Annotated in this window: 23 protein-coding genes and 1 riboswitch; of the genes, 11 read left to right on the forward strand and 12 right to left on the reverse strand. The window is 73.2% G+C overall.

What is annotated here, in order from left to right; genetic code table 11:
* The first annotated feature begins 267 nt into the window (after positions 1 to 267).
* Together ACFYXU_RS05965 and cpt are read left to right on the forward strand one after the other, a co-directional pair.
* Entirely contained in the window at positions 268 to 1,479 is a 1,212-nt protein-coding gene (locus ACFYXU_RS05965; RefSeq protein WP_389407652.1) for a Cmx/CmrA family chloramphenicol efflux MFS transporter, read from the forward strand.
* Between the two features lie 77 nt (positions 1,480 to 1,556).
* Positions 1,557 to 2,078: a chloramphenicol phosphotransferase CPT gene (gene cpt / locus ACFYXU_RS05970; protein ID WP_389456749.1), complete on the forward strand. Its 522-nt coding sequence runs from the start codon at positions 1,557 to 1,559 to the stop codon at positions 2,076 to 2,078.
* A gap of 86 nt (positions 2,079 to 2,164) precedes the next feature.
* Here cpt and ACFYXU_RS05975 read toward each other — a convergent pair whose 3' ends face one another.
* Both ACFYXU_RS05975 and ACFYXU_RS05980 read right to left on the reverse strand, forming a co-directional pair.
* Positions 2,165 to 2,434, reverse strand: a complete 270-nt coding sequence (locus ACFYXU_RS05975) for a DUF4031 domain-containing protein (protein WP_389456628.1) — start codon at positions 2,432 to 2,434, stop codon at positions 2,165 to 2,167.
* A gap of 13 nt (positions 2,435 to 2,447) precedes the next feature.
* The gene (locus ACFYXU_RS05980) at positions 2,448 to 2,804 is read right to left on the reverse strand and encodes a hypothetical protein (protein ID WP_361392870.1); all 357 of its coding nucleotides are present in this window, start codon (positions 2,802 to 2,804) and stop codon (positions 2,448 to 2,450) included.
* A 148-nt stretch (positions 2,805 to 2,952) separates the two neighbouring features.
* Here ACFYXU_RS05980 and ACFYXU_RS05985 point away from each other — a divergent pair, with 148 nt between their 5' ends.
* From ACFYXU_RS05985 to ACFYXU_RS05995, 3 genes are read left to right on the forward strand one after another with little or no spacing between them, the layout of a single operon-like run.
* Positions 2,953 to 3,870: a MurR/RpiR family transcriptional regulator gene (locus ACFYXU_RS05985; RefSeq protein ID WP_361392868.1), complete on the forward strand. Its 918-nt coding sequence runs from the start codon at positions 2,953 to 2,955 to the stop codon at positions 3,868 to 3,870.
* A 59-nt stretch (positions 3,871 to 3,929) separates the two neighbouring features.
* The gene (murQ, locus tag ACFYXU_RS05990; protein WP_389456630.1) at positions 3,930 to 4,850 is read left to right on the forward strand and encodes an N-acetylmuramic acid 6-phosphate etherase; all 921 of its coding nucleotides are present in this window, start codon (positions 3,930 to 3,932) and stop codon (positions 4,848 to 4,850) included.
* 45 nt (positions 4,851 to 4,895) lie between these two features.
* Positions 4,896 to 6,365 carry a PTS transporter subunit EIIC gene (locus ACFYXU_RS05995; protein ID WP_376515162.1) on the forward strand — a complete coding sequence of 490 codons (1,470 nt, stop codon included), beginning with the start codon at positions 4,896 to 4,898 and terminating at the stop codon, positions 6,363 to 6,365.
* Positions 6,366 to 6,436: 71 nt separating this feature from the next.
* Here the strand turns inward: ACFYXU_RS05995 and ACFYXU_RS06000 are convergent, their stop codons facing one another.
* Positions 6,437 to 7,936, reverse strand: coding sequence for an alpha/beta hydrolase (locus tag ACFYXU_RS06000; protein WP_389456632.1), 1,500 nt, complete (start codon positions 7,934 to 7,936; stop codon positions 6,437 to 6,439).
* Positions 7,937 to 8,160: 224 nt separating this feature from the next.
* Here ACFYXU_RS06000 and ACFYXU_RS06005 point away from each other — a divergent pair, with 224 nt between their 5' ends.
* Positions 8,161 to 8,892 (forward strand): transporter substrate-binding domain-containing protein, encoded by a 732-nt coding sequence (locus tag ACFYXU_RS06005; RefSeq protein ID WP_376515157.1) that lies wholly within the window; start codon positions 8,161 to 8,163, stop codon positions 8,890 to 8,892.
* Between the two features lie 225 nt (positions 8,893 to 9,117).
* Complete coding sequence (locus ACFYXU_RS06010; RefSeq protein WP_376515153.1) at positions 9,118 to 9,873, forward strand: class I SAM-dependent methyltransferase; 756 nt, start codon at positions 9,118 to 9,120, stop codon at positions 9,871 to 9,873.
* Between the two features lie 9 nt (positions 9,874 to 9,882).
* Here ACFYXU_RS06010 and ACFYXU_RS06015 read toward each other — a convergent pair whose 3' ends face one another.
* The 5 genes from ACFYXU_RS06015 to thrC all read right to left on the reverse strand — a co-directional run bounded on the left by ACFYXU_RS06015 (position 9,883) and on the right by thrC (position 14,830).
* A complete protein-coding gene (locus ACFYXU_RS06015; protein ID WP_389456635.1) occupies positions 9,883 to 10,353 on the reverse strand; it encodes an SRPBCC domain-containing protein in 471 nt (156 codons plus the stop codon).
* 313 nt (positions 10,354 to 10,666) lie between these two features.
* Positions 10,667 to 12,295 (reverse strand): chaperonin GroEL, encoded by a 1,629-nt coding sequence (groL, locus tag ACFYXU_RS06020; RefSeq protein ID WP_015035247.1) that lies wholly within the window; start codon positions 12,293 to 12,295, stop codon positions 10,667 to 10,669.
* A gap of 308 nt (positions 12,296 to 12,603) precedes the next feature.
* A complete protein-coding gene (locus ACFYXU_RS06025; protein ID WP_015035246.1) occupies positions 12,604 to 12,807 on the reverse strand; it encodes a cold-shock protein in 204 nt (67 codons plus the stop codon).
* Between the two features lie 398 nt (positions 12,808 to 13,205).
* On the reverse strand, positions 13,206 to 13,484 hold the full coding sequence (locus ACFYXU_RS06030; protein ID WP_017238235.1) for a MoaD/ThiS family protein: 279 nt from the start codon (positions 13,482 to 13,484) through the stop codon (positions 13,206 to 13,208).
* Positions 13,485 to 13,522: 38 nt separating this feature from the next.
* Positions 13,523 to 14,830, reverse strand: a complete 1,308-nt coding sequence (gene thrC, locus ACFYXU_RS06035) for a threonine synthase (RefSeq protein ID WP_361393335.1) — start codon at positions 14,828 to 14,830, stop codon at positions 13,523 to 13,525.
* Positions 14,824 to 14,970, reverse strand: a riboswitch (SAM riboswitch). (Overlaps the previous gene by 7 nt.)
* A gap of 149 nt (positions 14,971 to 15,119) precedes the next feature.
* Here thrC and ACFYXU_RS06040 point away from each other — a divergent pair.
* From ACFYXU_RS06040 to ACFYXU_RS06050, 3 genes are all read left to right on the forward strand, one after another.
* Positions 15,120 to 16,088, forward strand: a complete 969-nt coding sequence (locus tag ACFYXU_RS06040) for a glucosyl-3-phosphoglycerate synthase (protein ID WP_361392853.1) — start codon at positions 15,120 to 15,122, stop codon at positions 16,086 to 16,088.
* Between the two features lie 38 nt (positions 16,089 to 16,126).
* Positions 16,127 to 17,644 carry a hypothetical protein gene (locus ACFYXU_RS06045; protein WP_389456637.1) on the forward strand — a complete coding sequence of 506 codons (1,518 nt, stop codon included), beginning with the start codon at positions 16,127 to 16,129 and terminating at the stop codon, positions 17,642 to 17,644.
* Between the two features lie 82 nt (positions 17,645 to 17,726).
* Positions 17,727 to 19,079: a trehalose-6-phosphate synthase gene (locus ACFYXU_RS06050; RefSeq protein ID WP_389456639.1), complete on the forward strand. Its 1,353-nt coding sequence runs from the start codon at positions 17,727 to 17,729 to the stop codon at positions 19,077 to 19,079.
* Here the strand turns inward: ACFYXU_RS06050 and ACFYXU_RS06055 are convergent.
* Entirely contained in the window at positions 19,069 to 19,419 is a 351-nt protein-coding gene (locus ACFYXU_RS06055) for a winged helix-turn-helix transcriptional regulator (RefSeq protein ID WP_389456641.1), read from the reverse strand. The two genes, ACFYXU_RS06050 and ACFYXU_RS06055, sit on opposite strands and share 11 nt — an antisense overlap.
* A 98-nt stretch (positions 19,420 to 19,517) precedes the next feature.
* On the opposite strand from ACFYXU_RS06055, the gene ACFYXU_RS06060 reads away from it, so the two are divergent.
* A complete protein-coding gene (locus ACFYXU_RS06060; RefSeq protein ID WP_376515142.1) occupies positions 19,518 to 20,402 on the forward strand; it encodes an NAD(P)-dependent oxidoreductase in 885 nt (294 codons plus the stop codon).
* Positions 20,403 to 20,450: 48 nt separating this feature from the next.
* Here ACFYXU_RS06060 and otsB read toward each other — a convergent pair whose 3' ends face one another.
* The 3 genes from otsB to ACFYXU_RS06075 form a co-directional block, all read right to left on the reverse strand.
* Entirely contained in the window at positions 20,451 to 21,293 is an 843-nt protein-coding gene (gene otsB, locus ACFYXU_RS06065) for a trehalose-phosphatase (protein ID WP_389456643.1), read from the reverse strand.
* Positions 21,294 to 21,354: 61 nt separating this feature from the next.
* Positions 21,355 to 21,579, reverse strand: coding sequence for a DUF3263 domain-containing protein (locus ACFYXU_RS06070; RefSeq protein WP_389456751.1), 225 nt, complete (start codon positions 21,577 to 21,579; stop codon positions 21,355 to 21,357).
* A gap of 192 nt (positions 21,580 to 21,771) precedes the next feature.
* On the reverse strand, positions 21,772 to 23,040 hold the full coding sequence (locus ACFYXU_RS06075; protein WP_376638922.1) for an extracellular solute-binding protein: 1,269 nt from the start codon (positions 23,038 to 23,040) through the stop codon (positions 21,772 to 21,774).
* Between the last annotated feature and the right edge of the window lie 60 nt (positions 23,041 to 23,100).

Here is a 23,100-nt window from a genome sequence, read left to right on the forward strand (position 1 = left end):
GCCACGCCGGGTCCCGTCCGGGAAGATCAAATAAAGGGGACCAAGGCCACGCCGGGACCCAGGGCCGGATAAACCGACCCCGTCGTTGATCATCTTGTTACCCGGCGTAAAGAACGCGGGCCGAGGCCGCTCGTCTCGTATACCAAGACATCCCGGCGCCACGGAATGACAGGTGCGAATCGAGGGTTGACGCATGTCATGCCGTCTCCCTCTGCCGAGCCCACCGCCGCCGCCCCCTCGACGCCCGAGACCATACCCCCCACCCGTATGCCCCTGGCCGTGTACATCCTCGGCCTGTCCGTCTTCGCCCTCGGCACCAGCGAGTTCATGCTCTCCGGACTCCTGCCGCCCATCGCCGAGGACATGAACGTCTCCATCCCCCGGGCCGGGCTCCTCATCTCCGCCTTCGCGATCGGCATGGTCGTCGGCGCGCCCCTGCTCGCCGTGGCGACGCTCCGGCTGCCCCGCAAGACGACCTTGATCGCCCTCATCACGGTCTTCGGCCTCGGGCAGGTCGCCGGGGCGCTCGCCCCGAACTACGCCGTCCTCTTCGCCTCCCGCGTGGTCAGCGCCCTCGCCTGCGCCGGTTTCTGGGCGGTCGGCGCGGCCGTCGCCATCGCGATGGTCCCCGTCGGCTCCCGCGCCAAGGCCATGGCCGTCATGATCGGCGGCCTCTCCATCGCCAACGTCCTCGGCGTCCCGGCCGGCGCCTTCCTCGGCGAGCACCTCGGCTGGCGCTCCGCCTTCTGGGCGGTCGGCGCGGCCTCCGCGATCGCCCTCGTCGGCGTGGTCACCCGCATCCCGCACCTCCCGCTCCCCGCCACCCGGCCCCGCCTCCGGCGGGAGCTGGCCATCTACCGCGACCGCCAGGTCCTCCTCGCCGTCGCGATGACCGCCCTCGCCGCGGGCGGCGTCTTCTGCGCCTTCTCCTACCTGGCGCCGCTCCTCACCGACGTCTCCGGACTCGACGCCGGCTGGGTCTCGGGCGTCCTCGGGCTCTTCGGCATCGGCGCGCTGGTGGGCACCGCGATCGGCGGACGCGTCGCCGACGCCCATCTCTTCGGCGTCCTCCTCACCGGCATCGCCGCCTCGACCGTCTTCCTGACCGCCCTGGCCCTCCTCGCCCCCAGCCCCGTCGCCACGGTCCTGCTGACCTTCCTCCTCGGCGTCTCGGCCTTCTACACCGCCCCGGCCCTCAACGCCCGCATGTTCAACGTCGCCGGCGCCGCCCCCACCCTCGCGGGCGCCACCACCACCGCCGCCTTCAACCTCGGCAACACCGGCGGCCCCTGGCTCGGCGGCACCGTCATCGACGCGGGCCTCGGCTACGCCTCCACGGCCTGGGCGGGCGCCGCCATGACGGCCGTCGGCCTGGCCACCGCGGCGGTCGCCCTCCGGCTCCACCGCTCGACGTCCCGCGTCGTGACGTCCAGCGCGGCCGGGCGGAAGACGGAACAGGGCGCCGAGGTCCCCTGCTGAGGGCGGGGGCGAGGGCCGGCGGAATCCGGCTGCGACCCGTCACCGCGTGCCCCTAGGGTGGCGCGGTGACGACACGGATGATCCTTCTCAACGGCGGCTCCAGCTCGGGGAAGTCCGGGATCGTGCGGTGCCTTCAGTCCCTGCTCCCCGAGCCCTGGCTGGCCTTCGGCGTCGACTCGTTCGTCGACGCCCTGCCCGCGAGCATGCGGGACTCCGACGACGGGATCGTCTTCGACACCGACGGCGGGGTCGGCGTCGGAGCGGGCTTCCGCGCCCTGGAGGCCGCCTGGGCCGGAGGGCTCGTGGCGATGGCCAGGGCCGGTGCCGGGATCGTCGTCGACGACGTCTTCCTCGGCGGGGCCGCCTCCCAGCGCCGCTGGCGCGAGGCCCTCGGCGACCTGCCCGTGCTGTGGGTCGGGGTGCGGTGCGAGGCCGCGGTCGCCGCGGGACGCGAGACCGCCCGCGGGGACCGGACCGCGGGAATGGCGGCGCGGCAGGCGCGGATCGTGCACGAGGGCGTGGAGTACGACCTGGAGGTCGACACCACGCACACCGAGTCCCTGGACTGCGCCCGCGCCATCGTCGCCGCGCTCGCCTAGGGGCGGCTCACCGAGGGGTCGCCGGGCCCACCCGCCCGCTCAGGACGCCGGACGGCTCTTCAGGCGGCGCAGGCCCACCCGCCCGCTCAGGACACCGGACGGTTCTTCGGGCGGCGCAGGCCCGCGCTCGTGAGGTGGCGGAGCAGTTCCTTGGAGCCGACCTCGATCGCGCCCGCCGCCACCGCGTCCGCGTAGCGGTCGGAGGGGATGTCGTAGTGGTCCCGCTCGAAGGCGCGCGGCGGCGCGCCGATCGACGCGGCGAAGGCGTGCAGCTCCTCGAAGGAGGCGTCGCTGACCAGGTGCGACCACATGCGGCCGTGGCCCGGCCAGGTCGGCGGGTCGATGTAGAGGCTCACCCGGGGGCTCCCGTCATGTCAGGCCGCCCACCGGGGCCACCACCACGCCCTGCTTGCCGCAGACCCAGTGCGGGTCCGGGCCGAGCTCGGGCTCCACGTCGAGGGCGTGCGGGTCGCCGGAGGAGCAGACCGGGCAGAGCGGCCAGCGGCCGTACTGCTCCAGCAGGGCGTCCTGCACGTCCTGGGCGACGAGCCCGGCCACGTACGACACCCCCTCCGGCCACTGCTCCACCCACCAGCGACGGTGGGTCACCGCGTCCTCGACCATCGACACGACCTCGGCGGCCGCGACCTCCCGGGCCACCAGGTCGGCCAGCACCAGCGCGCGCGCCGTGTGCAGCGCCTGCTCCACGGGGTCGATGTCGTCCATGCACTCATTGTCGCCCGTACGACGGACAGGGCGAAGGCCCCCTCCCGGATCCCGGCGGACGTCCGGCCGGAACCACGGCCGGAAGTCCCGCCGGATCCGGGACCCTCGGGGTCTTGTCGCTCCCCCGCGGCGAAAGTATCTTTCAGGTGTGACCAATGACGTGAAGGAAAGTTTCACCGGCGCGGCGCCGCCCGCCCCGGCCGCCCTCGCCGCCAAGGTGCGCACCCTCGCGCCGTCCATGACCCGCTCCATGCAGCGGGTCGCCGAGGCCGTCGCCGGGGACCCGGCCGGCTGCGCCGCCCTCACGGTCACCGGCCTCGCCGAGCTCACCGGCACCAGCGAGGCGACCGTCGTCCGCACCGCCCGGCTCCTCGGCTACCCGGGCTACCGCGACCTGCGCCTCGCCCTCGCCGGACTCGCCGCCCAGCAGCAGTCCGGCCGCGCCCCGGCCGTCACCGCCGACATCGCCGTCGACGACCCGATCGCCGACGTCGTCGCCAAGCTGGCCTACGACGAGCAGCAGACCCTCGCCGACACCGCCGCCGGACTCGACACCGTCCAGCTGGGCGCCGCCGTCGCCGCCCTCGCCGTCGCCCGCCGCATCGACATCTACGGCGTCGGCGCCTCCGGCCTCGTCGCCCAGGACCTCGGCCAGAAGCTGCTCCGGATCGGCCTGGTCGCGCACGCCCACAGCGACCCGCACCTCGCCGTCACCAACGCCGTGCAGCTCCGCTCCGGCGACGTCGCCCTCGCCATCACCCACTCCGGCTCCACCGGCGACGTCATAGAACCGCTCCGGGTGGCCTTCGACCGGGGCGCCACCACGGTCGCCGTCACCGGCCGCCCGGACGGCCCCGTCACCCAGTACGCCGACCACGTCCTGACCACCTCCACCGCCCGCGAGAGCGAACTGCGCCCCGCGGCCATGTCGTCCCGCACCAGCCAGCTGCTGGTCGTGGACTGTCTGTTCACCTGCGTCACCCAGCGCACGTACGAGACGGCGGCCCCTGCCCTCGCCGCCTCGTACGAAGCCCTCGCCCACCGCCACTCACCCCGCACCCGCTGAACCGCACACCCGCCAGGAACCGGCGCCGACGACGCCGCCGTACCGAAAGAGCCCGCCCCGTGCCCACCACGTACTCCGAACTCCGCGCCCAGCTGGCCACCCTCACCACCGAGGCCTTCCGCCCCGAGCTCGCCGAGATCGACCAGCTCCCCACCCTGGACATCGCCCGCACCATGAACGGCGAGGACCGGACCGTCCCCGAGGCCGTCGCCCGGCAGCTGCCCGCGATCGCCGCCGCCATCGACGCGACCGCCGCGCGGATGTCCCGCGGGGGCCGGCTGATCTACATGGGCGCGGGCACCGCCGGCCGCCTCGGCGTCCTCGACGCCAGCGAATGCCCGCCGACCTTCAACACCGACCCCGCGCAGGTCGTCGGCCTCATCGCGGGCGGCCCGTCCGCCATGGTCAAGGCCGTCGAGGGGGCCGAGGACTCCAAGGACCTCGCCGTCGCCGACCTCACCGCACTCGGGCTCACCACCGACGACACCGTCGTCGGCATCTCCGCCTCCGGCCGCACCCCGTACGCCGTGGGCGCCGTCGAGCACGCCCGCGCCCTCGGCGCCCTCACCATCGGCCTCTCCTGCAACGAGGACAGCGCGCTCGCCGCCGCCGCCGAGCACGGCATCGAGGTCGTCCCCGGGCCCGAGCTGCTCACCGGCTCCACCCGGCTCAAGGCCGGCACCGCCCAGAAGCTCGTCCTCAACATGATCTCGACCATCACGATGATCCGCCTCGGCAAGACCTACGGAAACCTGATGGTCGACGTCCGCGCCTCCAACGAGAAGCTCCAGGCCCGCTCGCGCCGCATCGTCGCGCTGGCCACCGGCGCGCCCGACGAACAGATCGAGACGGCGCTCGCCGCCGCCGACGGCGAGGTGAAGAACGCCATCCTCATGATCCTCGCCGACATCGACGCCCCGACCGCCGAGCAGCGGCTGACCGCCTCCGAGGGTCACCTGCGCACGGCCCTGCACCCGTAAAGCCCCCCGCGCAACGCCCCCCTCACAGCAAGGCACCACCGCACCATGAGCACAGACGACAAGAACCGCGCCATCGCCGCCGCGATCCTCCCCCTCGTCGGCGGCGCCGGGAACATCAGCTCCGTGGCCCACTGCATGACCCGCCTCCGGCTCGGTCTGCGGGACCGCTCGCTCGTCCGGGACGAGGACCTCAAGGCCCTGCCGTCCGTGATGGGGGTCGTCGAGGACGACACGTACCAGATCGTCCTCGGCCCCGGCACCGTCGCCCGCGTGACCCCCGAGTTCGAGGCCCTGGTGGCCGAGACGGCCCCGCAGCACTCCGCGGAGGACCTCGCGAGCCAGGGCGCGGCGATCAAGGCCGCGCAGAAGGCGAAGAACGCGACCCCGTTCAAGCTCTTCCTCCGCCGGATCGCGAACATCTTCGTCCCGCTGATCCCCGCGCTCATCGGCTGCGGCATCATCGCCGGCCTCAACGGCCTGCTGGTGAACCTGGGCTGGCTGCCGTCCGTCACCCCCGCGCTCGCCGCGATGGCGAGCGGCTTCATGGCCCTCATCGCGGTCTTCGTCGGCTACAACACCGCGAAGGAGTTCGGCGGCACCGCGATCCTCGGCGGCGCGGTCGCCGCGATCATCGTCTTCCCCGGCGTCGCCAAGATCGACGCCTTCGGCCAGACGCTCTCCCCCGGCCAGGGCGGTGTCCTCGGCGCACTCGGCGCGGCCGTCCTCGCCGTGTACGTGGAGAAGTGGTGCCGCCGCTGGGTCCCCGAGGCCCTGGACGTCCTGGTCACCCCGACGCTGACCGTCCTGATCTCCGGCCTGGTCACGATCTTCGGCCTGATGTTCGTGGCCGGGGAGATCTCCCGGGCCATCGGCGAGGCCGCCGACTGGCTCCTCGCGAACGCGGGCGCCGGAGCCGGCTTCCTCCTCGGCGGCCTCTTCCTGCCGCTCGTCATGCTGGGCCTGCACCAGGCGCTCATCCCGATCCACACCACCCTCATCGAGCAGCAGGGATACACGGTCCTGCTGCCGATCCTCGCGATGGCGGGCGCGGGCCAGGTCGGCGCGGCCATGGCGGTCTACCTGAAGCTCCCCCGCAACGGCTCCCTCCGCCGCACCATCAAGTCCGCCCTCCCGGCCGGCTTCCTGGGCGTCGGCGAGCCCCTGATCTACGGCGTCTCGCTGCCCCTGGGCCGCCCGTTCGTCACGGCCTGCGTCGGCGGCGCGTTCGGCGGCGGCTTCGTCGGCCTCTTCAGCATGCTGGGCGACAAGGTCGGCTCGACGGCGATCGGGCCGTCCGGCTGGGCGCTCTTCCCGCTCCTCGACGGCAACAAGGGCCTGGGCGAGACGATCGCGATCTACGCGGGCGGTCTGCTCGTCGGCTACCTGGCCGGCTTCGCGGCGACGTACTTCTTCGGCTTCAGCAAGGAGCTCCTGGAGGAGTTCGACGTCGAGACGGACGAGGAAGGGGTACGGGCGGACGCCCCGGCCCCGGAACCGGAGCTGGTGAAGGCCTGAGGGCCGGTACGGAGAGGGGGCCCGCCCGGAGCGATCCGGGCGGGCCCCCTCTTCCGTACCCTCAGCCACCCTCAGCCACAGAGCACGTCCCGCGCCGGGCGCACGCCCTCCGTCAGGAAGCGGGTCACCGCACGGTCGCCGCACGCGTTCCCGTTGCCCAGGTAGACCCCGTGGCCGCCCGCGTCCACGGAGACCAGGCGGGCCCGGTCGCCGAAGGCCGCGCGCATCCGCAGGCCGGCGGAGTGCGGGGTCGACGGGTCGCGGAGGTTCTGGATCATGAGCACGTTCGACGGGCCCCGGTCGGTGATCCGGGCCGGCTTCTCCACGGCGCCGCCCTTCCAGAAGGAGCAGGGCGTGATGTTCGCCGGCAGGCCCGCCGTCAGCGGGTACCGCGCCCGGTCCGCCGCGACGGCCCGCTCGTACGCCGGTACGGAGCGGGGCCAGTCGACGTCGTTGCAGATCACGCCGACGCTCACGGTGGCCGCCTCGTCGGGCATCGGACCGGCCAGCTCGGGCGGCAGCACCGGCACGCCCGCCGGGTCGAGGGCCTGGGAGATCAGCCGGGCGAGGCCCGGGAAGGCGGCGTCGGAGTAGAGGGCCTGCTGGAGCGCCTGCCGCAGGATTGTGCCCGTCAGCGGCGTCCCGGGGGTCGTCGACGGCCGGGGCGCGCGGTCGAGCCGGGCGGCCAGCTCCAGGAACAGCGGCCGGACGTCCTCGGCGCGGGCGGCGAGGCGCAGGCCCTCCGCCGCCCGGTCGGGGTGGGCGGCCCAGGCCGCGAAGTCCGGGAAGCGGTCCTCGACGCCGCGCGCCATGCCCGCGAGCCAGCCCCGGGCGACGCGCTTCGGGTCCGGGTCGGCGCTGCTGTCGAGGACCCAGCGGTCGGTGCGCTCCGGGAACTTCTGGGCGTACGCGGCGGCCACGTACGTCCCGTACGACACGCTCCACGCCGACAGCTTCCGCTCGCCGAGCGCCTGCCGCAGCCGGTCGAGGTCCCGGACCTGGTTCGCCGTGGTGAGGCCGCGGACCATCGCGCCCCCGTTCCGCGCGCAGTCCTCGGCCATCCGCCGCGAGCGGGCCACGTTCTCGCCGATGCCGCCGTCGGCGGCCGGCCAGGACCGCAGGGTGACCAGCCGCCGGTCGCCCTCGTCGAAGCCGCACCGGGCCTTCGCCGAGCCGCCGACCCCGCGCGGGTCGAAGGCGACCAGGTCGTAGGCGCCGTCCGTCTCCTTCGCGAGGGCGGCCCCCTTCTGCCCGAGCCGCTGCACGCCGGAGCTCCCCGGGCCGCCCGGGATCACCATGAGCGTCCCGCGGCGGGCCTCGGGCCGGGTGCTGGGCAGCCGGGCGACGGCGAGCCCGATCCGCTCGCCGTCCGGGGCGGCGTAGTCGAGGGGGACGGTGAGCGTGGCGCACTGCTGGCCCGGCAGCGGCTTCACGGCGGGGTCGCAGGCGGCCCAGCGCAGTCCGTCGGCAGCGGCGGCGGGGGCGGCCCCGCCGCCGGCGAGGGCGACACCGGCCACGGCGGCGGCGGAGAGGGTGAGCATCAGGGCCTTGCGTCCACGGTTCGTCGTCATGCGCACAGCCTCGCGGACCCGGCACCCGGGCCCCATCCGGCAGACAGGCGGGTCGGAGCTGGGGCCAACCCCCGGCCGGACGGGGGGTGTTCACCGCGTCCCCCGGAGGACGGCGACCGCCCCGGCCGACCGCCCGGGCGGAGCACCCCCGCCCGGTCCCGGCCGACCGCCCCGGGCCGAACACCCCACCCGCCCCCGTCCCTCCCCCTGCCTAGACTCCGACCATGACGACCACCACGACACCGCACCCCGCCGTCGCCGCCGACCTCGCCCCCACCGGCGTCCTCCGGGCCTCCGTCAACCTCGGGAACCCGGTGCTCGCGCAGGGCACCCCCGAGGCGCCGGGCGGGATCACCGTGGACCTGGCGCGGGAGTTCGGGGCGCGGCTCGGCCTCCCCGTCGAGCTGCTCTGCTTCGACGCGGCGCGGAAGTCCTTCGAGGCCATGGCGGAGGGCCGGGCCGACCTCTGCTTCCTCGCCGTGGACCCGGCGCGGGAGACGGAGGTCGCGTTCACCGCCCCGTACGTCGTGATCGAGGGCGTGTACGCCGTGCCGCGCGACTCGGCGCTCACCACCGTCGAGGAGGTGGACGCGCCGGGCGTACGGATCGGGGTCAAGAAGGGCTCCGCCTACGACCTGTTCCTGTCGCGGAGCCTCGCCCACGCGACCGTGGTGCGCGGCGAGGAGGGCGTCGACACCTTCCGGGCGGAGGACCTGGAGGCCGGCGCGGGGATCCGGCAGCCGCTCACCGCGTACGCCGCCGCGCACCCCGACGTCCGGCTGATCGAGGGCCGGTTCATGGAGATCCGGCAGGCCGTCGGGACGACGGTGGACCGCCGCCCGGAGACGGTCGCGTTCCTCCGCGCCACGGTGGAGGAACTGAAGGCGAACGGCTTCGTCGCGAACGCCCTGCGCCGCTCGGGCCAGGACCCGGAACTCCTGGCCCCGCAGGCCTGACGGCCTCCTCGCGGGTGCGGAAACCGGGCTCGGCGAACGCCGGGAAGGGGCCTTCCCGGTCCTGGGGGCACGCTCCGGGGCCGTCGCGCGCCCCTTCCGCCCCAGGGCGCCAGGCGCCCCGCCACGGCCCGCCCAGCGCCCGCACGGAACCTCCGCACACCATCTCTGACCTGGGCTTTTATCTCAACTGCCGGTAATCTTGAGGGACTCGGAGGGGAGATCCACTTGGACGCCACGCACCGCGACATCCGCACGATCGACGACGTACTCACCCTGCTCGACGGCCTGTTCCCGCCCGGCGCCGACCGGTGGACGGAGGGCGGGGCCGCGTGGTGGGACGGGTTCTACGCGGACCGGGACAAGCCCGTGCCGTTCTTCGTCGCGAAGCCCGACGAGAACCTCCTCTCGTACGTCGAGCGGGGACTGCTCCCGGCCGGCGGCAAGGTCCTCGACCTCGGCTGCGGGCCCGGCCGCAACGCCCTCCACCTCGCGTCGGCCGGCTTCCACGTGACCGGCGTCGACCTCTCGCCCACGGCCGTCGCCTGGGCGGAGGAACGGGCCGCCGCGACGGGCGCCGAGAACGTCCGCTTCCTGTGCGCGGACGCCTTCACGGCCCCTCTCGACGGGCCGTACGACCTGATCCACGACTCCGGCTGCTTCCACCACCTGCCGCCGCACCGCCGCGTCAGCTACCTCGCCCTGCTCGACCGGGCGCTCGCCCCCGGCGGCCACCTCGCGCTCACCGCGTTCGCGGCCGGCGAGGGCGGCATGGGCTCCGAGCTCCCCGACGCCGAGTTCTACCGGCGGGGCGGGCTGCAAGGCGGACTCGCCTACACCGACACCGCGCTCCGGGCGCTCTTCGCCGACCCGGCCGGGGCCGGCCTCACCGAGATCGAACTCCGCCGCATGCGCGCCCAGGACGCGGACTCCCCCGCCTTCGGCGAGTCCTTCCTCTGGACGGGCCTCTTCCGCCGCCCGTAGCCCCGGGGGCTACATCCCCGCCAGGTGCTCCGCCAGCCGGTCGTACTGCTCCCGCACCCCCGCCTCCATGCCCGCCGCCAGCGCCTGGTCCCTCGACTCGTTCGAGGGCCAGAGGGACGTGCTGGTCAGGGCCGTGCCGCCGTCGGGCGTCGCGTCGAAGGTCAGGGTCACGCGGACCGGCTCGGCGCCCGGCATCTGCTCGAAGAGCTCCGTGTAGTCCAGCCGCTCCACCGGGACGACCTCCACGTACGTCCCGGAGAAGACGATCTCCTGGCCGTCCGGTGCGCGCTGTCCCCAGCGCCAGGCCCCGCCCGCCCTCAGGTCCATGTCGACGACCGTGGTGGTCAGCGCCGCCACCCCGTACCAGGCCCGCACGTGCTCGGGCCGCGTCCAGGCCTCCCAGACGCGGGCCGGCGGGGCGCCGAAGGTGCGGGTGATGACCAGTTCCCGGTCGGCCGGCGTGGTGAGCAGGGTGACCATGGCTCCGTTCCCTTCGCGCGGGGGCGCGTTTCCAGGATCGCCCCGGTACCCCCATAAAGCGAATGAGCGGCGTGCGCCGGAGCGGCGTGAGCGCGCGTACGCCGAGACCTCCGCCCTGGCGCGTGCGCCGGACCGCGTGAGCACGGACGACGGACCCCGCCTGAGCACGGACGCGGGACCCCGTGAGCGCGTACGCCGGGACCCCCGCGTGCGCGCGCGGCAGGCCCGGCCCCCGCAACGCCCGAGGGCGGCACCCCCCGGTGGGGGTGCCGCCCTCGTTCGCGTTCAGCGATGAACCGCCGATCCCGGGGGATCAGAAGTCCATGTCACCGCCCGGCATGCCGCCGCCGGCCGGCGCAGCGGCCTTCTCCGGCTTGTCGGCGATGACGGCCTCGGTGGTGAGGAACAGCGCGGCGATCGACGCGGCGTTCTGGAGCGCGGAGCGCGTGACCTTCGCCGGGTCGATGATGCCCTCGGCGATGAGGTCGACGTACTCGTTGGTCGCGGCGTTCAGGCCGTGGCCGACGGGCAGGTTGCGGACCTTCTCCGCCACGACGCCGCCCTCGAGACCGGCGTTGACCGCGATCTGCTTCAGCGGGGCCTCGAGCGCCAGCTTGACGATGTTGGCACCGGTGGCCTCGTCGCCCGCCAGGTCAGCCTCGAGCTTCTCGAAGACCGAGGAGGCCTGGAGCAGGGCCACGCCGCCGCCGGCGACGATGCCCTCCTCGACGGCCGCCTTCGCGTTGCGAACGGCGTCCTCGATGCGGTGCTTGCGCTCCTTGAGCTCGACCTCGGTCGCGGCACCGGCCTTGATGACGGCCACGCCGCCGGCCAGCTTCGCGAGGCGCTCCTGGAGCTTCTCGCGGTCGTAGTCCGAGTCGGAGTTCTCGATCTCGGCGCGGATCTGGTTCACGCGACCGGCGACCTGCTCGCTGTCACCGGCACCGTCGACGATGGTGGTCTCGTCCTTGGTGATGACGACCTTGCGGGCGCGGCCGAGCAGGTCGAGGCCCGCGTTCTCGAGCTTGAGGCCGACCTCCTCGGAGATGACCGTGCCGCCCGTGAGGATGGCGATGTCGTTCAGCATCGCCTTGCGGCGGTCGCCGAAGCCCGGGGCCTTGACCGCGACGGACTTGAAGGTGCCGCGGATCTTGTTGACGACCAGGGTCGACAGGGCCTCGCCCTCGACGTCCTCGGCGATGATCAGCAGCGGCTTGCCCGACTGCATGACCTTCTCCAGGAGCGGAAGGAGGTCCTTCACGGAGGAGATCTTGGAGTTGACGATCAGGAGGTAGGGGTCGTCGAGCGACGCCTCCATGCGCTCCATGTCGGTGGCGAAGTACGCCGAGATGTAGCCCTTGTCGAAGCGCATGCCCTCGGTGAGCTCGAGCTCCAGACCGAAGGTCTGCGACTCCTCGACGGTGATGACGCCTTCCTTGCCGACCTTGTCCATCGCCTCGGCGATGAGCTCGCCGATCTGGGTGTCGGCGGCGGAGATGGAGGCCGTGGAAGCGATCTGCTCCTTGGTCTCGACATCCTTCGCCTGCTCCAGCAGGGCGCCGGAGACGGCCTCGACGGCCTTCTCGATGCCGCGCTTGAGGGCCATCGGGTTGGCGCCGGCGGCGACGTTGCGGAGGCCCTCGCGGACGAGCGCCTGGGCGAGAACGGTGGCGGTGGTCGTACCGTCGCCGGCGACGTCGTCCGTCTTCTTGGCGACTTCCTTGACCAGCTCGGCGCCGATCTTCTCGTACGGGTCCTCGAGCTCGATCTCCTTGGCGATGGAGACACCATCGTTGGTGATCGTGGGGGCGCCCCACTTCTTCTCGAGGACGACGTTGCGGCCCTTGGGGCCGAGGGTGACCTTGACGGCGTCAGCGAGCTGGTTCATGCCGCGCTCGAGACCGCGCCGGGCCTCCTCGTCGAACGCGATGATCTTGGCCATGTGAAGTGGTCCTCCCGGACATGGGGTGGATAACGCTCCAGGACCGCGCCGACGCCCGCGACGGACGGCCTGCGTGCCCGATGGTTCCTTGCCCCACCTGGCCGCGGGCCTCGTCTGCCCGATCCTCGTAAGCACTCTCACCTTCCGAGTGCTAACGCCAATGATTAGCACTCGACCCATGCGAGTGCAAGCGACTCTCGTGGATCGGGCACCTCTCCGCCGAGGTTCGGGAACGCACGAGGGGTCCGCATCCCCTCAGGGATGCGGACCCCTCGACGGCGTTGCGTCGGTGGCCGATCGCGCCGCGCTCAGACGGCGAGCTTGACCATGTCCGCCTGCGGACCCTTCTGGCCCTGCGAGATCTCGAACTCGACCCGCTGGCCCTCTTCGAGGCTGCGGTAGCCATCCATCTGGATCGCGCTGTAGTGGACGAAAACATCCGCACCACCGTCTACCGCGATGAAGCCGTAGCCCTTCTCCGCGTTGAACCACTTGACGGTGCCCTGAGCCATGCCTAACTCCCCTATTACTGGCCCTTGCGCGGGAACCGCACCTCGCGGACCCGGGTCAGACCCTGCGCCGGAACGCGTCGACCGCCGCTGAATGTATCTGCCCAACTGCCCTCTGCAACAGGTCATTCGACCGAGAATTCTGGGCGCCCTGGAAAGGGGAATTGGGGATAATCCCCGGAATTACGGGGCAAGTCGGGCCCGGCAAAGCGCGCAGAACGTACACAAGGCGCAGGTACTTTGGCTGCTTCTTGTCGTGCGGGGACGCATTCTCATATGCGACCGGCATGAGCAGCGGAGGGGACTTCCCCAACTCTACCGCGCTCAACCATGCAGAATTGCCCCTTCCGCTTATTGACGCGGAAGGGGCAATTCGAGAAAGACGGGACAGCCGGTGCGGCTCAGCAGCCGCCGGCGACGGCCGGGATGATCGAGACGCCCGCGCCGGCCGGGGTGGCCGTCTCCAGGCCCTGCTCGAAGCGCACGTCGTCGTCGTTGACGTAGACGTTCACGAAGCGGCGCAGCTTGCCCTGGTCGTCCAGGACGCGGGCGGCGATGCCCGTGTGGTTCTTCTCCAGGTCCGCGATGACCTCGGCGAGGGTCGCGCCCTCGGCCTGGACCTCGGACTGCCCGCCCGTGTAGGTGCGGAGGATGGTGGGGATGCGGACGTTCACGGCCATGTTCGGAAACCTTTCGGTGGGCCAGGGGGCGGACGGACTCAGACGGCCAGGCCGGCGTCGCGGAACGCGTCCAGGCTCGGGCGGATGGTGACGGTCGCCTGAGAGGTGTCGGCCACCGCGTCCAGGGTCTTGAGTCCGTCGCCCGTGTTGAGTACGACGGTGGTCAGGTCCGGGTCGAGGAGACCGGCCTCGACGAGCTTCTTGGTGACGCCGACGGTCACGCCGCCCGCGGTCTCCGCGAAGATGCCCTCGGTGCGGGCGAGGATCTTGATGGCCTCGACGACCTGCTCGTCGTTCACGTCCTCCACGGCGCCGCCGGTGCGGCGGGCGATGTCCAGGACGTACGGGCCGTCGGCCGGGTTGCCGATCGCCAGCGACTTGGCGATCGTGTTCGGCTTCTGCGGGCGGACGACGTCGTGCCCGGCCTTGAAGGCGGCGGAGACCGGGGAGCAGCCCTCGGCCTGGGCGCCGAAGATCTTGTACGGCTTGTCCTCGACGAGGCCCAGCTTGATGAGCTCCTGGAGACCCTTGTCGATCTTGGTCAGCTGGGAGCCGGAGGCGATCGGGATGACGAGCTGGTCGGGGATGACCCAGCCGAGCTGCTCGCAGATCTCGTACGCGAGCGTCTTGGAGCCCTCGCCGTAGTACGGGCGGAGGTTGACGTTCACGAAGCCCCAGCCCTCGCCGAGCGGGTCGCCGATGAGCTCCGAGCAGAAGCGGTTGACGTCGTCGTAGTTGCCCTCGATGGCGACGAGGTCACCGCCGTAGACGCCGGCCATGACGACCTTGCCCTGCTCCAGGTCGTGCGGGATGAACACGCAGGAGCGGAATCCGGCGCGGGCGGCGGCGGCGCCGACGGCGCCGGCCAGGTTGCCGGTGGAGGAGCAGGAGAGGGTGGTGAAGCCGAAGGCGCGGGCGGCTTCGAGCGCCTGGGCGACGACCCGGTCCTTGAAGGAGTGGGTCGGGTTGCCGGAGTCGTCCTTGACGAAGAGCTTGCCGGGGGCGACGCCGATCTCGGCGGCGAGGTTGTCGGCCTGGACGAGCTTGGTCCAGCCGGGGTTCAGGTTCGGCTTCTCGGCGACGTCGGCCGGGACGGGCAGCAGCGGGGCGTAGCGCCAGATGTTGGCGGGGCCGGCCTCGATCTGCTTGCGCAGCGCCTCGGGGTCACCGGTGGGGAGGTCGTACGCGACTTCGAGCGGTCCGAAACAGAGCTCGCAGGCGAAGATCGGGCCGAGCGGGAAGACTTCACCGCATTCGCGACAGGAGAGCCCGGACGCGGGACCGAGGTCGACGTTGGTGGGTGCGACGGTCTGAACAGCCATGGAGGCGAGGCCCTTTCTCCTCATCTTTCCCATGACGAATTTTTCGCCATGAGACGGATTTGGCACCTTCCCTAGCCGGGGGCCTCGATGGAGTACGAGACGAACCGACTGGAGGGTTGCCGGGGCTTCAACGGGCCGTTTCCCTCTGCCCCTCTGGATGAGCGGTATTCGATTGTGAAGCGTGGTGGACTTTCGTTCCTGCGCTCCGACGCGGTCGGCACCCCGACGTGCATCGGGCATCCGCGTTGTTCAAGACTGTAACCGAAGGCCCGGAACCTTGGACCGGCCGTCCGAACCGCGAGATGGAGATCACGTGCTGGAGGAAGTGGAGCGCTGGCTGGCCCGGCGGTCCTGGTCGGTGTCCGACCGCCCGCTCGACCGGGTGCTCGCCGCCAAGCGGAACACGACGGTCAGCGTCGTCCTGCCCGCGCTGAACGAGGAGGCGACGGTCGGGGAGATCGTCTCCGTGATCCGGCGCGAGCTGATGACGGAGGCGGTGCCGCTCGTCGACGAGCTGGTGGTGATCGACTCGGGCTCCACGGACCGCACGGCGGAGGTCGCGGCGGCGGCCGGCGCCCGGGTGGTCGCCCGGGACGCGATACTCCCCCGCATACCGGCGGTGCCCGGCAAGGGCGAGGTGCTCTGGCGGTCGCTGATGGTGACGAGCGGGGACGTCGTGTGCTTCGTGGACGCGGACCTGCGGGACTTCTCGGCGGACTTCGTGACGGGGATCGTGGGCCCGCTGCTCACCGACCCGGACGTGGACTTCGTGAAGGCGATGTACGACCGCCCCTTCGGCCCGGACATCGACGGGCCCGCCTCCGGCAGGCCCCCCGGCCAGGGCGGCCGGGTGACGGAGCTGGTGGCCCGGCCGCTGCTCAATCTGCACTGGCCGCAGCTGGCCGGCTTCGTGCAGCCGCTGGGCGGCGAGTACGCGGCGCGGCGCTCGCTGCTGGAACGGCTGCCCTTCCCGGTCGGTTACGGGGTGGAGCTTGGACTGCTCGTGGACGCCCTGCACACGGTGGGCCTGGACGCGCTGGCCCAGGTGGACGTGGGGGTGCGCAAGCACCGGCACCAGGACGGTCTGGCGCTGGGCCGGATGGCGGCGGCGATCTACCGGACGGCGCAGCTGCGGCTCTCCCGGGGGCATCTGGTTCGGCCGGTGCTGACGCAGTTCGAGCGGGGCGAGAAGGGCTTCGAGCCGACGACGTACCCCGTGGACACCGAGGAGCGGCCGCCGATGGCCGAGGTCACGGAGTACGCGCGGCGCCGCGTGGCGTAACGTCCTGTGATGATCTGTTTTGCATAAATTGCCCTTTTATGCGCTTCAGACTTCCTCACCCGGGCCGGGTGCTCGCGGCCCTCGGGCTCACGGCGGGTTCGCTCGTGTCCGCCGCGACCGTCCCGGCCGCGGCGGACGTGATCGAGCCCTTCGGCCTGCGGTACGCCGCGTCGCTGTACGGCGACTTCACCACGATCGGCAACACGGTCGTGGGCTGTCCGGACGCCCCGGCCGGCCCGGCGGCGCGCTGCGCGGCGGCGACCTCGGGCCGGGGCCCGGACGGCGAGGACACCTTCGTGACGCGGCGGATCGACGCGGCCGGCACCGGGAGCACCGCGTTCGGCTCCAGCACCGGGCACGTGCGGATCCCGGCGGGCGCCCGGGTCGCGTACGCCCGCCTCTCCTGGGGCGGCAACGACGGCACGTACCGGGGCCCGGGCGGCGCGCCGCTGAAGCGCTGCGGCTCCTCCGGCGCGGACGCCGGGCGGTCCCCCGGCGACCCGACGACGACGGCTCCGGTGCTCCGGGTGGGGTCCGGGGCGGCGGTCCCGGTCTCCCTCGACAGCGTGGTCGCCGACCCGGCCGACACCGCCGGCCCGCACTACTACACGGGCGAGTCCGACGTGACCGCCGCCTTCGCGGGCGTCTCGGGGACGGACGTGCGGGTGGCGGTCGGCAACGTGTGGGCGCCCAGCGGCAAGGGCTGCGCGGCGGGCTGGTCCCTGACGGTCGTCCACGCCTTCCCGGGCCCGGACCCGGTGAAGGCCCCCGAGCGGCGCGACGTCCGCCTCTACGGCGGGCACGTCCTCCAGCGCCCGGAGTCCCCGGCGACCACGATCACCGTGGACGGCTTCCACCGGGCGCCCGGCACGGTGCGGGCGGGCGTGACCGCGTACGGGGGCGACCGGAGCACGCCGGGCGACCGCTTCCTCGTGAACGGGCGCACCGTGCTCGCGCCCCGCACCGGCGACACCGACAACTTCTTCTCCGGCGAGAACGACGGCGCGCTCTCCCCGCGGCTCGCGCACAACCTGAGCGTCGACGCCAAGACCTTCGACGTCCCGGCCGGCGTGGTGGAGCCCGGCGCGACCACGGCCGACCTCGCCTTCACGACCGGCGGCGACCCGTACGTGCCGACCGCGCTCGCCCTCTCGGTGCCGGTCCCGGACCTGGAGACCCCCCGGACGGCGCCCACGGAGCGGGAGAGCGCCCTGCCCGCCCCGCCCCGGCCGGCGGCCCCGGTCCCGACCCCGACGGGCCCCGGCCCGGCCCGCGAGGAGCCCGAGCCGGACCCGAAGAACCCCTCCCCGAAGCCGAGCGCCCCGCGCGGCGTCCCGGCATCCGCCCCGGGCTCCCCCGCGGCCCCGGCCACCGCTCCCTCCTCCCCGCAGCCCCCCGCCGCCCCGGCCCCGGGCCCGCGGGGAGACCGTCACGCCGGCTCCATGGCCGAGACGGGAAGCAGCGGCGAGCGCCTCTGGCTGCTCGGCGCGCTCGCGGTGGCCCTGGCGGCGACGGGCCTGGTGGCGAAGGCGGCGATGCGCGGCCGACGCGACTGACCTGCGATGACTGGCCGTGGCCGAATCGACCCGTCTCGTATACGTACGTTTGAGCGTTTACGAGACGGGCTAGGTTCGCCACATGGCTACTGTGCTCGTCGCATCCAACCGGGGCCCGGTCTCGTACGCGCTCGGCGAGGACGGCTCGCTCGACGCCCGCAAGGGCGGCGGCGGCCTGGCGTCGGCGTTGAGCACCATCGACGCGCGGGAGAGCCTCTGGGTGTGCGCGGCGCTCGGCGCGGGCGACCGCGAGGCGGTGCGGCGCGGGACGGCCGAGCCGGGCGTGCGGATGCTGGACATCGATCCGTCCGTGTACGCGGACGCGTACAACGGCATCGCGAACTCGGTGCTGTGGTTCCTCCACCACCACCTGTACGACATCCCGCGCGAACCGGTCTTCGACGCGGAGTTCCGCCGCCTCTGGGACTCCTACCGCGCCTACAACCTGGCCTTCACCGAGGCCCTGGCCGCCGAGGCCGCCCCGGGCGCGGCGGTCCTGGTCCAGGACTACCACCTGGCGCTGGTCCCGGGGCAGCTCCGCGAGCTCCGCCCGGACCTGCGGATCGCCCACTTCACCCACACCCCCTGGGCCTCGCCCGCCTACCTGGGGATGCTCCCGACGGACGTGCGCGAGGAGCTCCTGCGGGGGATGCTCGGCGCCGACCGCCTCGGCTTCCACACGCGCGCGTGGGCGGAGGCCTTCGAGGGCGGCGCGGGCGACCTCGGCCGGACCCGGGTGGCGACGTACCCGCTGGGCGTGGACGGCGAGGAGCTGAGGGCCCTGGCGTACCGGCCGGAGGTGGACGAGCGCGTGGCACGGCTGCGGGAGGAGACCGGCGGCCGGAAGACGATCGTCCGCGTGGACCGTACGGAACTCTCGAAGAACATCCTGCGGGGTCTCCTCGCCTACCGCGAGCTCCTCACCACCCGCCCCGAGTGGCGCGACCGGGTGGTCCACCTGGCCTCCGCGTACCCCTCCCGCCAGGACCTGGAGTCGTACCGCGCCTACACGGCGGCGGTCTCGGACCTGGCGGCGGAGATCAACGCGGAGTTCGGCACGGCCGACTGGCAGCCGGTCCTGGTCTCCGTCGAGGACGACTTCACCCGCTCCCTGGCCGCCTACCGCCTGGCGGACGTGGCCCTGGTGAACCCGGTGCGGGACGGCATGAACCTGGTGGCGAAGGAGATACCGGTCGTCTCGGAGCAGGGCTGCGCCCTCGTCCTCTCCCGGGAGGCGGGCGCCCACGAGGAGCTCCACGAGGACGCCCTCACGGTGAACCCCTTCGACGTCACGGAGACGGCCGAGGCCCTGCACACGGCCCTGACCATGCCCCCGACGGACCGCGCGGACCGCACGAAACGCCTGTCCGCCGCGGCCACGGCCCTTCCCCCGCAGCGCTGGTTCCTGGCCCAACTGGACGCGCTCAGGGACTGACGGGCGTCCCGCGCCGCTCCCGGCCCCAGGCCGCCAGGGGTTCGAGGGCGTCGTTGAGGCGGATGCCGTCCTTCGTCAGGGCGTACTCGACGCGGGGCGGGACCTCGTCGTACGAGACGCGGTCGACGATGCCGTCGGCCTCCAGCTCGCGGAGGTGGGAGGCGAGGACCTTCTCCGTGATGCCCGGGACCAGCCGGCGCAGTTCGCCGAAGCGGCGGTGCGGCTGCTCGTGGAGCGCCCAGAGGATCAGCACCTTCCACTTGCCGCCGATCACCTCCATGGCCGCGTCGATCCCGCAGACGTGGCCGTCCCCGGCGCCCGGCCGGTTCAGTGTCGCCATCCGCCCCACCCTCCTGACCTGTTCGCTCACCTCAGGGTAACCACCCACCTGGAAGTGGGTACTTGAGCGGGCCGGAGGCCCGGCGCAGCCTGGTGGGCATGACAGCGAACCCGCCCACCTCCCTCTCCCTCCTCGGACTCGGCGCCATGGGCAGCGCCCTCGCCCGGACCTGGCTCGCCGCCGGACACCCGCTCACCGTCTGGAACCGCACCCCGGCCCGTGCGGACTCCCTCGCCGCCCTGGGCGCGAAGACCTCCGACACCGCGGCCGGGGCCGTCGCGGCGAACGCCCTCGTCGTGCTCTGCCTCCTCGACGACGACTCCGTCGGCGCCGCCCTCGACGGCGTCGACCTCACCGGCAGGGACCTCGTCAACCTCACCACCACGACGCCCGCCCAGGCCCGGGCCCGCGCCGCCTGGGCCGAGGAGCGGGGCGCCCGCTACCTGGACGGCGGCATCATGGCCGTCCCGCCGATGATCGGCGTCCCGGAGGCCGGCGGTTACGTCCTCTACAGCGGCTCGGCCGAGCTGTTCGCGGCACACGGGGCCACCCTGGCCGTGCCGGCGGACACGACGTACGTCGGCGCGGACGCGGGCTTCGCGGCCCTGCACGACGTGGCCCTGCTCAGCGCCATGTACGGGATGTTCGCCGGGGCCGCGCACGCCTTCGCGCTGATCCGCCGGGAGGCCGTCGATCCCGTCGCCTTCGCCCCGCTGCTCGCCGACTGGCTCACCGCGATGTCCGGCAGCGTCCACGGGACCGCCGCCCGGCTGCGGTCCGGCGAGTACACCGGGGGCGTGGTGTCCAATCTCTCCATGCAGGTGGCGGGCACGCCGACGTTCCTGGCCACCGCCGAGGAGCAGGGCGTCAGCCCGGAACTCCTCGCGCCGTACTTCGACCTGATGCGCCGCCGGCTCGCCGAGGGCAGCGGGGAGGAGGACCTGACGGGCGTGGTGGACCTGCTGCTCCGCCAGGGCCCGTAGAGGACCTCGCCCCTCCCCCGACGCCTCCGCCAAGACCCGTGGGGGACCTCAGCCCTCCCCCAGCGCCTCCGCCAGCTCCGTCAGGAAGGTGACCACGCCCGCGGGGCCCTGCACGGCCAGGTCGGCCCGGCCGGCCAGCTCCGGGACCTCGGTCGAACCGCTGCACACCAGGACGCCCGGGGTGCCGTCGGAGCGGAGCTTCTCCACCGCCGCGAAGGCGGGCAGGTCGCCCAGGTCGTCGCCCGCGTAGAGCACCGACCCGGCTCCCACCTCCCGTACGTACTCCGCGAGCGCGACGCCCTTGTCCATGCCGGGCGGCCGCAGCTCCAGGACCATGCGGCCGGGCTCCAGGACGAGGCCGTGGGCGACGGCCAGGTCGCCCAGCGGGCCCTTGAGCGCCTCGAAGGCGCCCTCGGGGTCGAGCGCGCGGCGGGTGTGGACGGCGACCGCGCGGCCCTTCTCCTCGATCCAGACGCCCGGCCAGGCCCCGGCCCGGTCCAGGAAACCGGGGAGCTCGGCGCGGACGGTGGCCACGCCGGGGTGCGGAGCGGCGGCCCTGACCGTGCCGGTGACGGCGTCCCAGCGCTCGGCGCCGTAGTGGCCGAGGACGACGAGGTGCTCCAGACCGGGGACGCCCGCGAAGCCGCCGTAACGGACGGCGACCCCGGCGGGGCGGCCGGTCACGACGGCGACGGAGGCGACCCGCGGGGCGAGGGCGGCGAGGGCGGCCACGGCACCGGGGTGGGCGCGGGCCCGCTCGGGGTCGGGGACGATCTCGGCGAGGGTGCCGTCGAAGTCGAGGGCGACGACGGCCTCACCGGGCCGCGCGAGAAGCGCGGCCAGACCGTCGCGGCCGGCGGAGGTGGTCGGGTGCGAGAGGCTGCTGACCATGCTCCCGACCCTACCGACGTACGGCGGCCGCGTCAGCGTGGCCGGGGTCACGCGACCGGGCTCACCCTTCCCGGCGGCGTCGCTTCTTCTCGCGGACCCGCCGCAGCCGGTTGACGGTCACCGGGTCGTGGGCCAGGGCGCGCGGGTCGTCGAGGAGGGCGTTGAGGAGCTGGTAGTAGCGGGTCGGCGAGAGTCCGAGCCGCTCGCGCACGGCCCGCTCCTTCGCTCCGGGCCCGGGCCAGGACCGCCGCTCGACGGCCAGCAGGTCCCGCTCGCGCTTCCCCAGCGTGGAGCCGTCGGCGCGCTCCCCCGGCCCGGAGCCGTCAGCCGCTCGCTCCCCGGACCCTGAGCCGTCGGACGCGCGCGCCCCGAGCCCGGAGCCGTCGTCGGCGCGCTCCCCGGACCCGGCACCGTCGGCCGCGCGCTCCGTGAGCCCGCCGCCGTCGGCCGTCTCCTCTTCGGTCATACGACCAACCTATTACTCCGCGTTCTCGGCCGCCGTCGCGTCCCGGCCTATCCGGCCGAGGACGTCGGCCGGGCGGCCGCCCGGGGTGACGGCCTTGCCGATGTTCTGCTTGACGTCCTCGCTGACCTTGGCCCAGGACGTCTTGCCGACCGGCGGGAGCTGGGCGTCGGGGAGGACCTTGAGGAAGACGCGCAGGTTGGCGTGGGCGGGGTCGGTCTCCATGCGGGTGGAGGCGGTGACGGTGACCGGCAGCAGGTCGTTGTCGCCGGCGAACTTCAGGACGTTCTCGTCGCTGAAGACGAAGTTGAGGAAGTCGCCGATCTCCTTGCGGTGACCGTTCTGCTTGAAGCCCATGATCCAGTCGGCCACGCCCATGGAGGTCTTGGGCGCGCCGTCCGCGCCGGGGAGGGGGACCTGCCCGACCTTGACGCCCTTCTTCGCGGCCTCCTTGAGGAGCGAGGGGTGGCCGTTGAGCATGCCGACCTCGCCGTTCGCGAAGGCGGCGAAGGCGGCCTTGCGGTTGAGCTTGCCGGGGGCGACCGGCCCGGTGAGGTCCTCGCCGACCAGGTTCTTGCGGAGCCACTCGAAGGTGCGCACGTTCGCGTCGGAGTCGATGGCGTAGCGGTCGGACGCGTCGGTCCAGCCGCCGCCGCCGCTGAGCAGCCACATGAGGGCCTCGGCCTGGGCCTCCTCGGGGCCGAGCGGCAGCGCGAAGGGGGTGCGGACGCCCTTGGCCTTGAGCTTGGCGGCGGCCTCGGCGAGCTCGTCCCAGGTGGTGGGGGCCTCGGCGCCGGCCTTCTCGAAGAGCTCCTTGTTGTAGAAGAGCGGCCGGGTGGAGGCGACGAACGGCATGCCGTACTGGGTGCGCTTGTACTCTCCGGCGGCGACGAGCGGGCCGAGGAAGTTGGCCTGGACGGGGATGGAGAGGAGGTCGTCGGCGGCGTAGAGCTGGCCGGCGGCGGCGTAGTCGGCGTAGGCGCCGATCTGCGCGATGTCGGGGGCCTCGTCCGCCTTGACCATCTCGGCGACCTTGCGGTCGACGTCGTCCCAGGACACGACCTGGACGTCGACCTTGACGCCGGGGTGCTTGGCCTCGAAGGCGGCGACGAGGTCGGCCCAGTACTTCTTGGTGGTGTCGCCGCCGGTCAGGTCGTAGTCGGCGGCGACCAGCCTGAGGGTCACGTCGCCGGAGTCGCCGCCGAGGGAGCCGCAGCCGGCGACCGTGGCGGTCAGCCCGAGGGCGGCGGCCGCGGTCAGTCCAAGGAATCGTCGCCGCTCCACGTCTTCATCCACCTTTTGCTCATCTTTGAGCTGTCGTTCTGCCAGGATTCTCACTGCACT

The organism is Streptomyces sp. NPDC002232 (assembly GCF_042890295.1).
Classification (GTDB): Bacteria; Actinomycetota; Actinomycetes; order Streptomycetales; family Streptomycetaceae; genus Streptomyces.

Coding starts and splice junctions, on each gene's coding strand:
- ACFYXU_RS06030 (WP_017238235.1), bottom strand. CDS start 13,484: ATGGCCGTGAACGTCCGCATCCCCACCATCCTCCGCACCTACACGGGC.
- ACFYXU_RS06050 (WP_389456639.1), top strand. CDS start 17,727: ATGGCTACTGTGCTCGTCGCATCCAACCGGGGCCCGGTCTCGTACGCG.
- ACFYXU_RS05995 (WP_376515162.1), top strand. CDS start 4,896: ATGAGCACAGACGACAAGAACCGCGCCATCGCCGCCGCGATCCTCCCC.
- ACFYXU_RS05965 (WP_389407652.1), top strand. CDS start 268: ATGCCCCTGGCCGTGTACATCCTCGGCCTGTCCGTCTTCGCCCTCGGC.
- ACFYXU_RS06000 (WP_389456632.1), bottom strand. CDS start 7,936: ATGACGACGAACCGTGGACGCAAGGCCCTGATGCTCACCCTCTCCGCC.
- ACFYXU_RS06045 (WP_389456637.1), top strand. CDS start 16,127: ATGCGCTTCAGACTTCCTCACCCGGGCCGGGTGCTCGCGGCCCTCGGG.
- ACFYXU_RS05980 (WP_361392870.1), bottom strand. CDS start 2,804: ATGGACGACATCGACCCCGTGGAGCAGGCGCTGCACACGGCGCGCGCG.
- ACFYXU_RS06055 (WP_389456641.1), bottom strand. CDS start 19,419: ATGGCGACACTGAACCGGCCGGGCGCCGGGGACGGCCACGTCTGCGGG.
- cpt (WP_389456749.1), top strand. CDS start 1,557: ATGATCCTTCTCAACGGCGGCTCCAGCTCGGGGAAGTCCGGGATCGTG.
- groL (WP_015035247.1), bottom strand. CDS start 12,295: ATGGCCAAGATCATCGCGTTCGACGAGGAGGCCCGGCGCGGTCTCGAG.
- ACFYXU_RS06005 (WP_376515157.1), top strand. CDS start 8,161: ATGACGACCACCACGACACCGCACCCCGCCGTCGCCGCCGACCTCGCC.
- ACFYXU_RS06015 (WP_389456635.1), bottom strand. CDS start 10,353: ATGGTCACCCTGCTCACCACGCCGGCCGACCGGGAACTGGTCATCACC.
- thrC (WP_361393335.1), bottom strand. CDS start 14,830: ATGAGGAGAAAGGGCCTCGCCTCCATGGCTGTTCAGACCGTCGCACCC.
- ACFYXU_RS06025 (WP_015035246.1), bottom strand. CDS start 12,807: ATGGCTCAGGGCACCGTCAAGTGGTTCAACGCGGAGAAGGGCTACGGC.
- ACFYXU_RS06060 (WP_376515142.1), top strand. CDS start 19,518: ATGACAGCGAACCCGCCCACCTCCCTCTCCCTCCTCGGACTCGGCGCC.
- otsB (WP_389456643.1), bottom strand. CDS start 21,293: ATGGTCAGCAGCCTCTCGCACCCGACCACCTCCGCCGGCCGCGACGGT.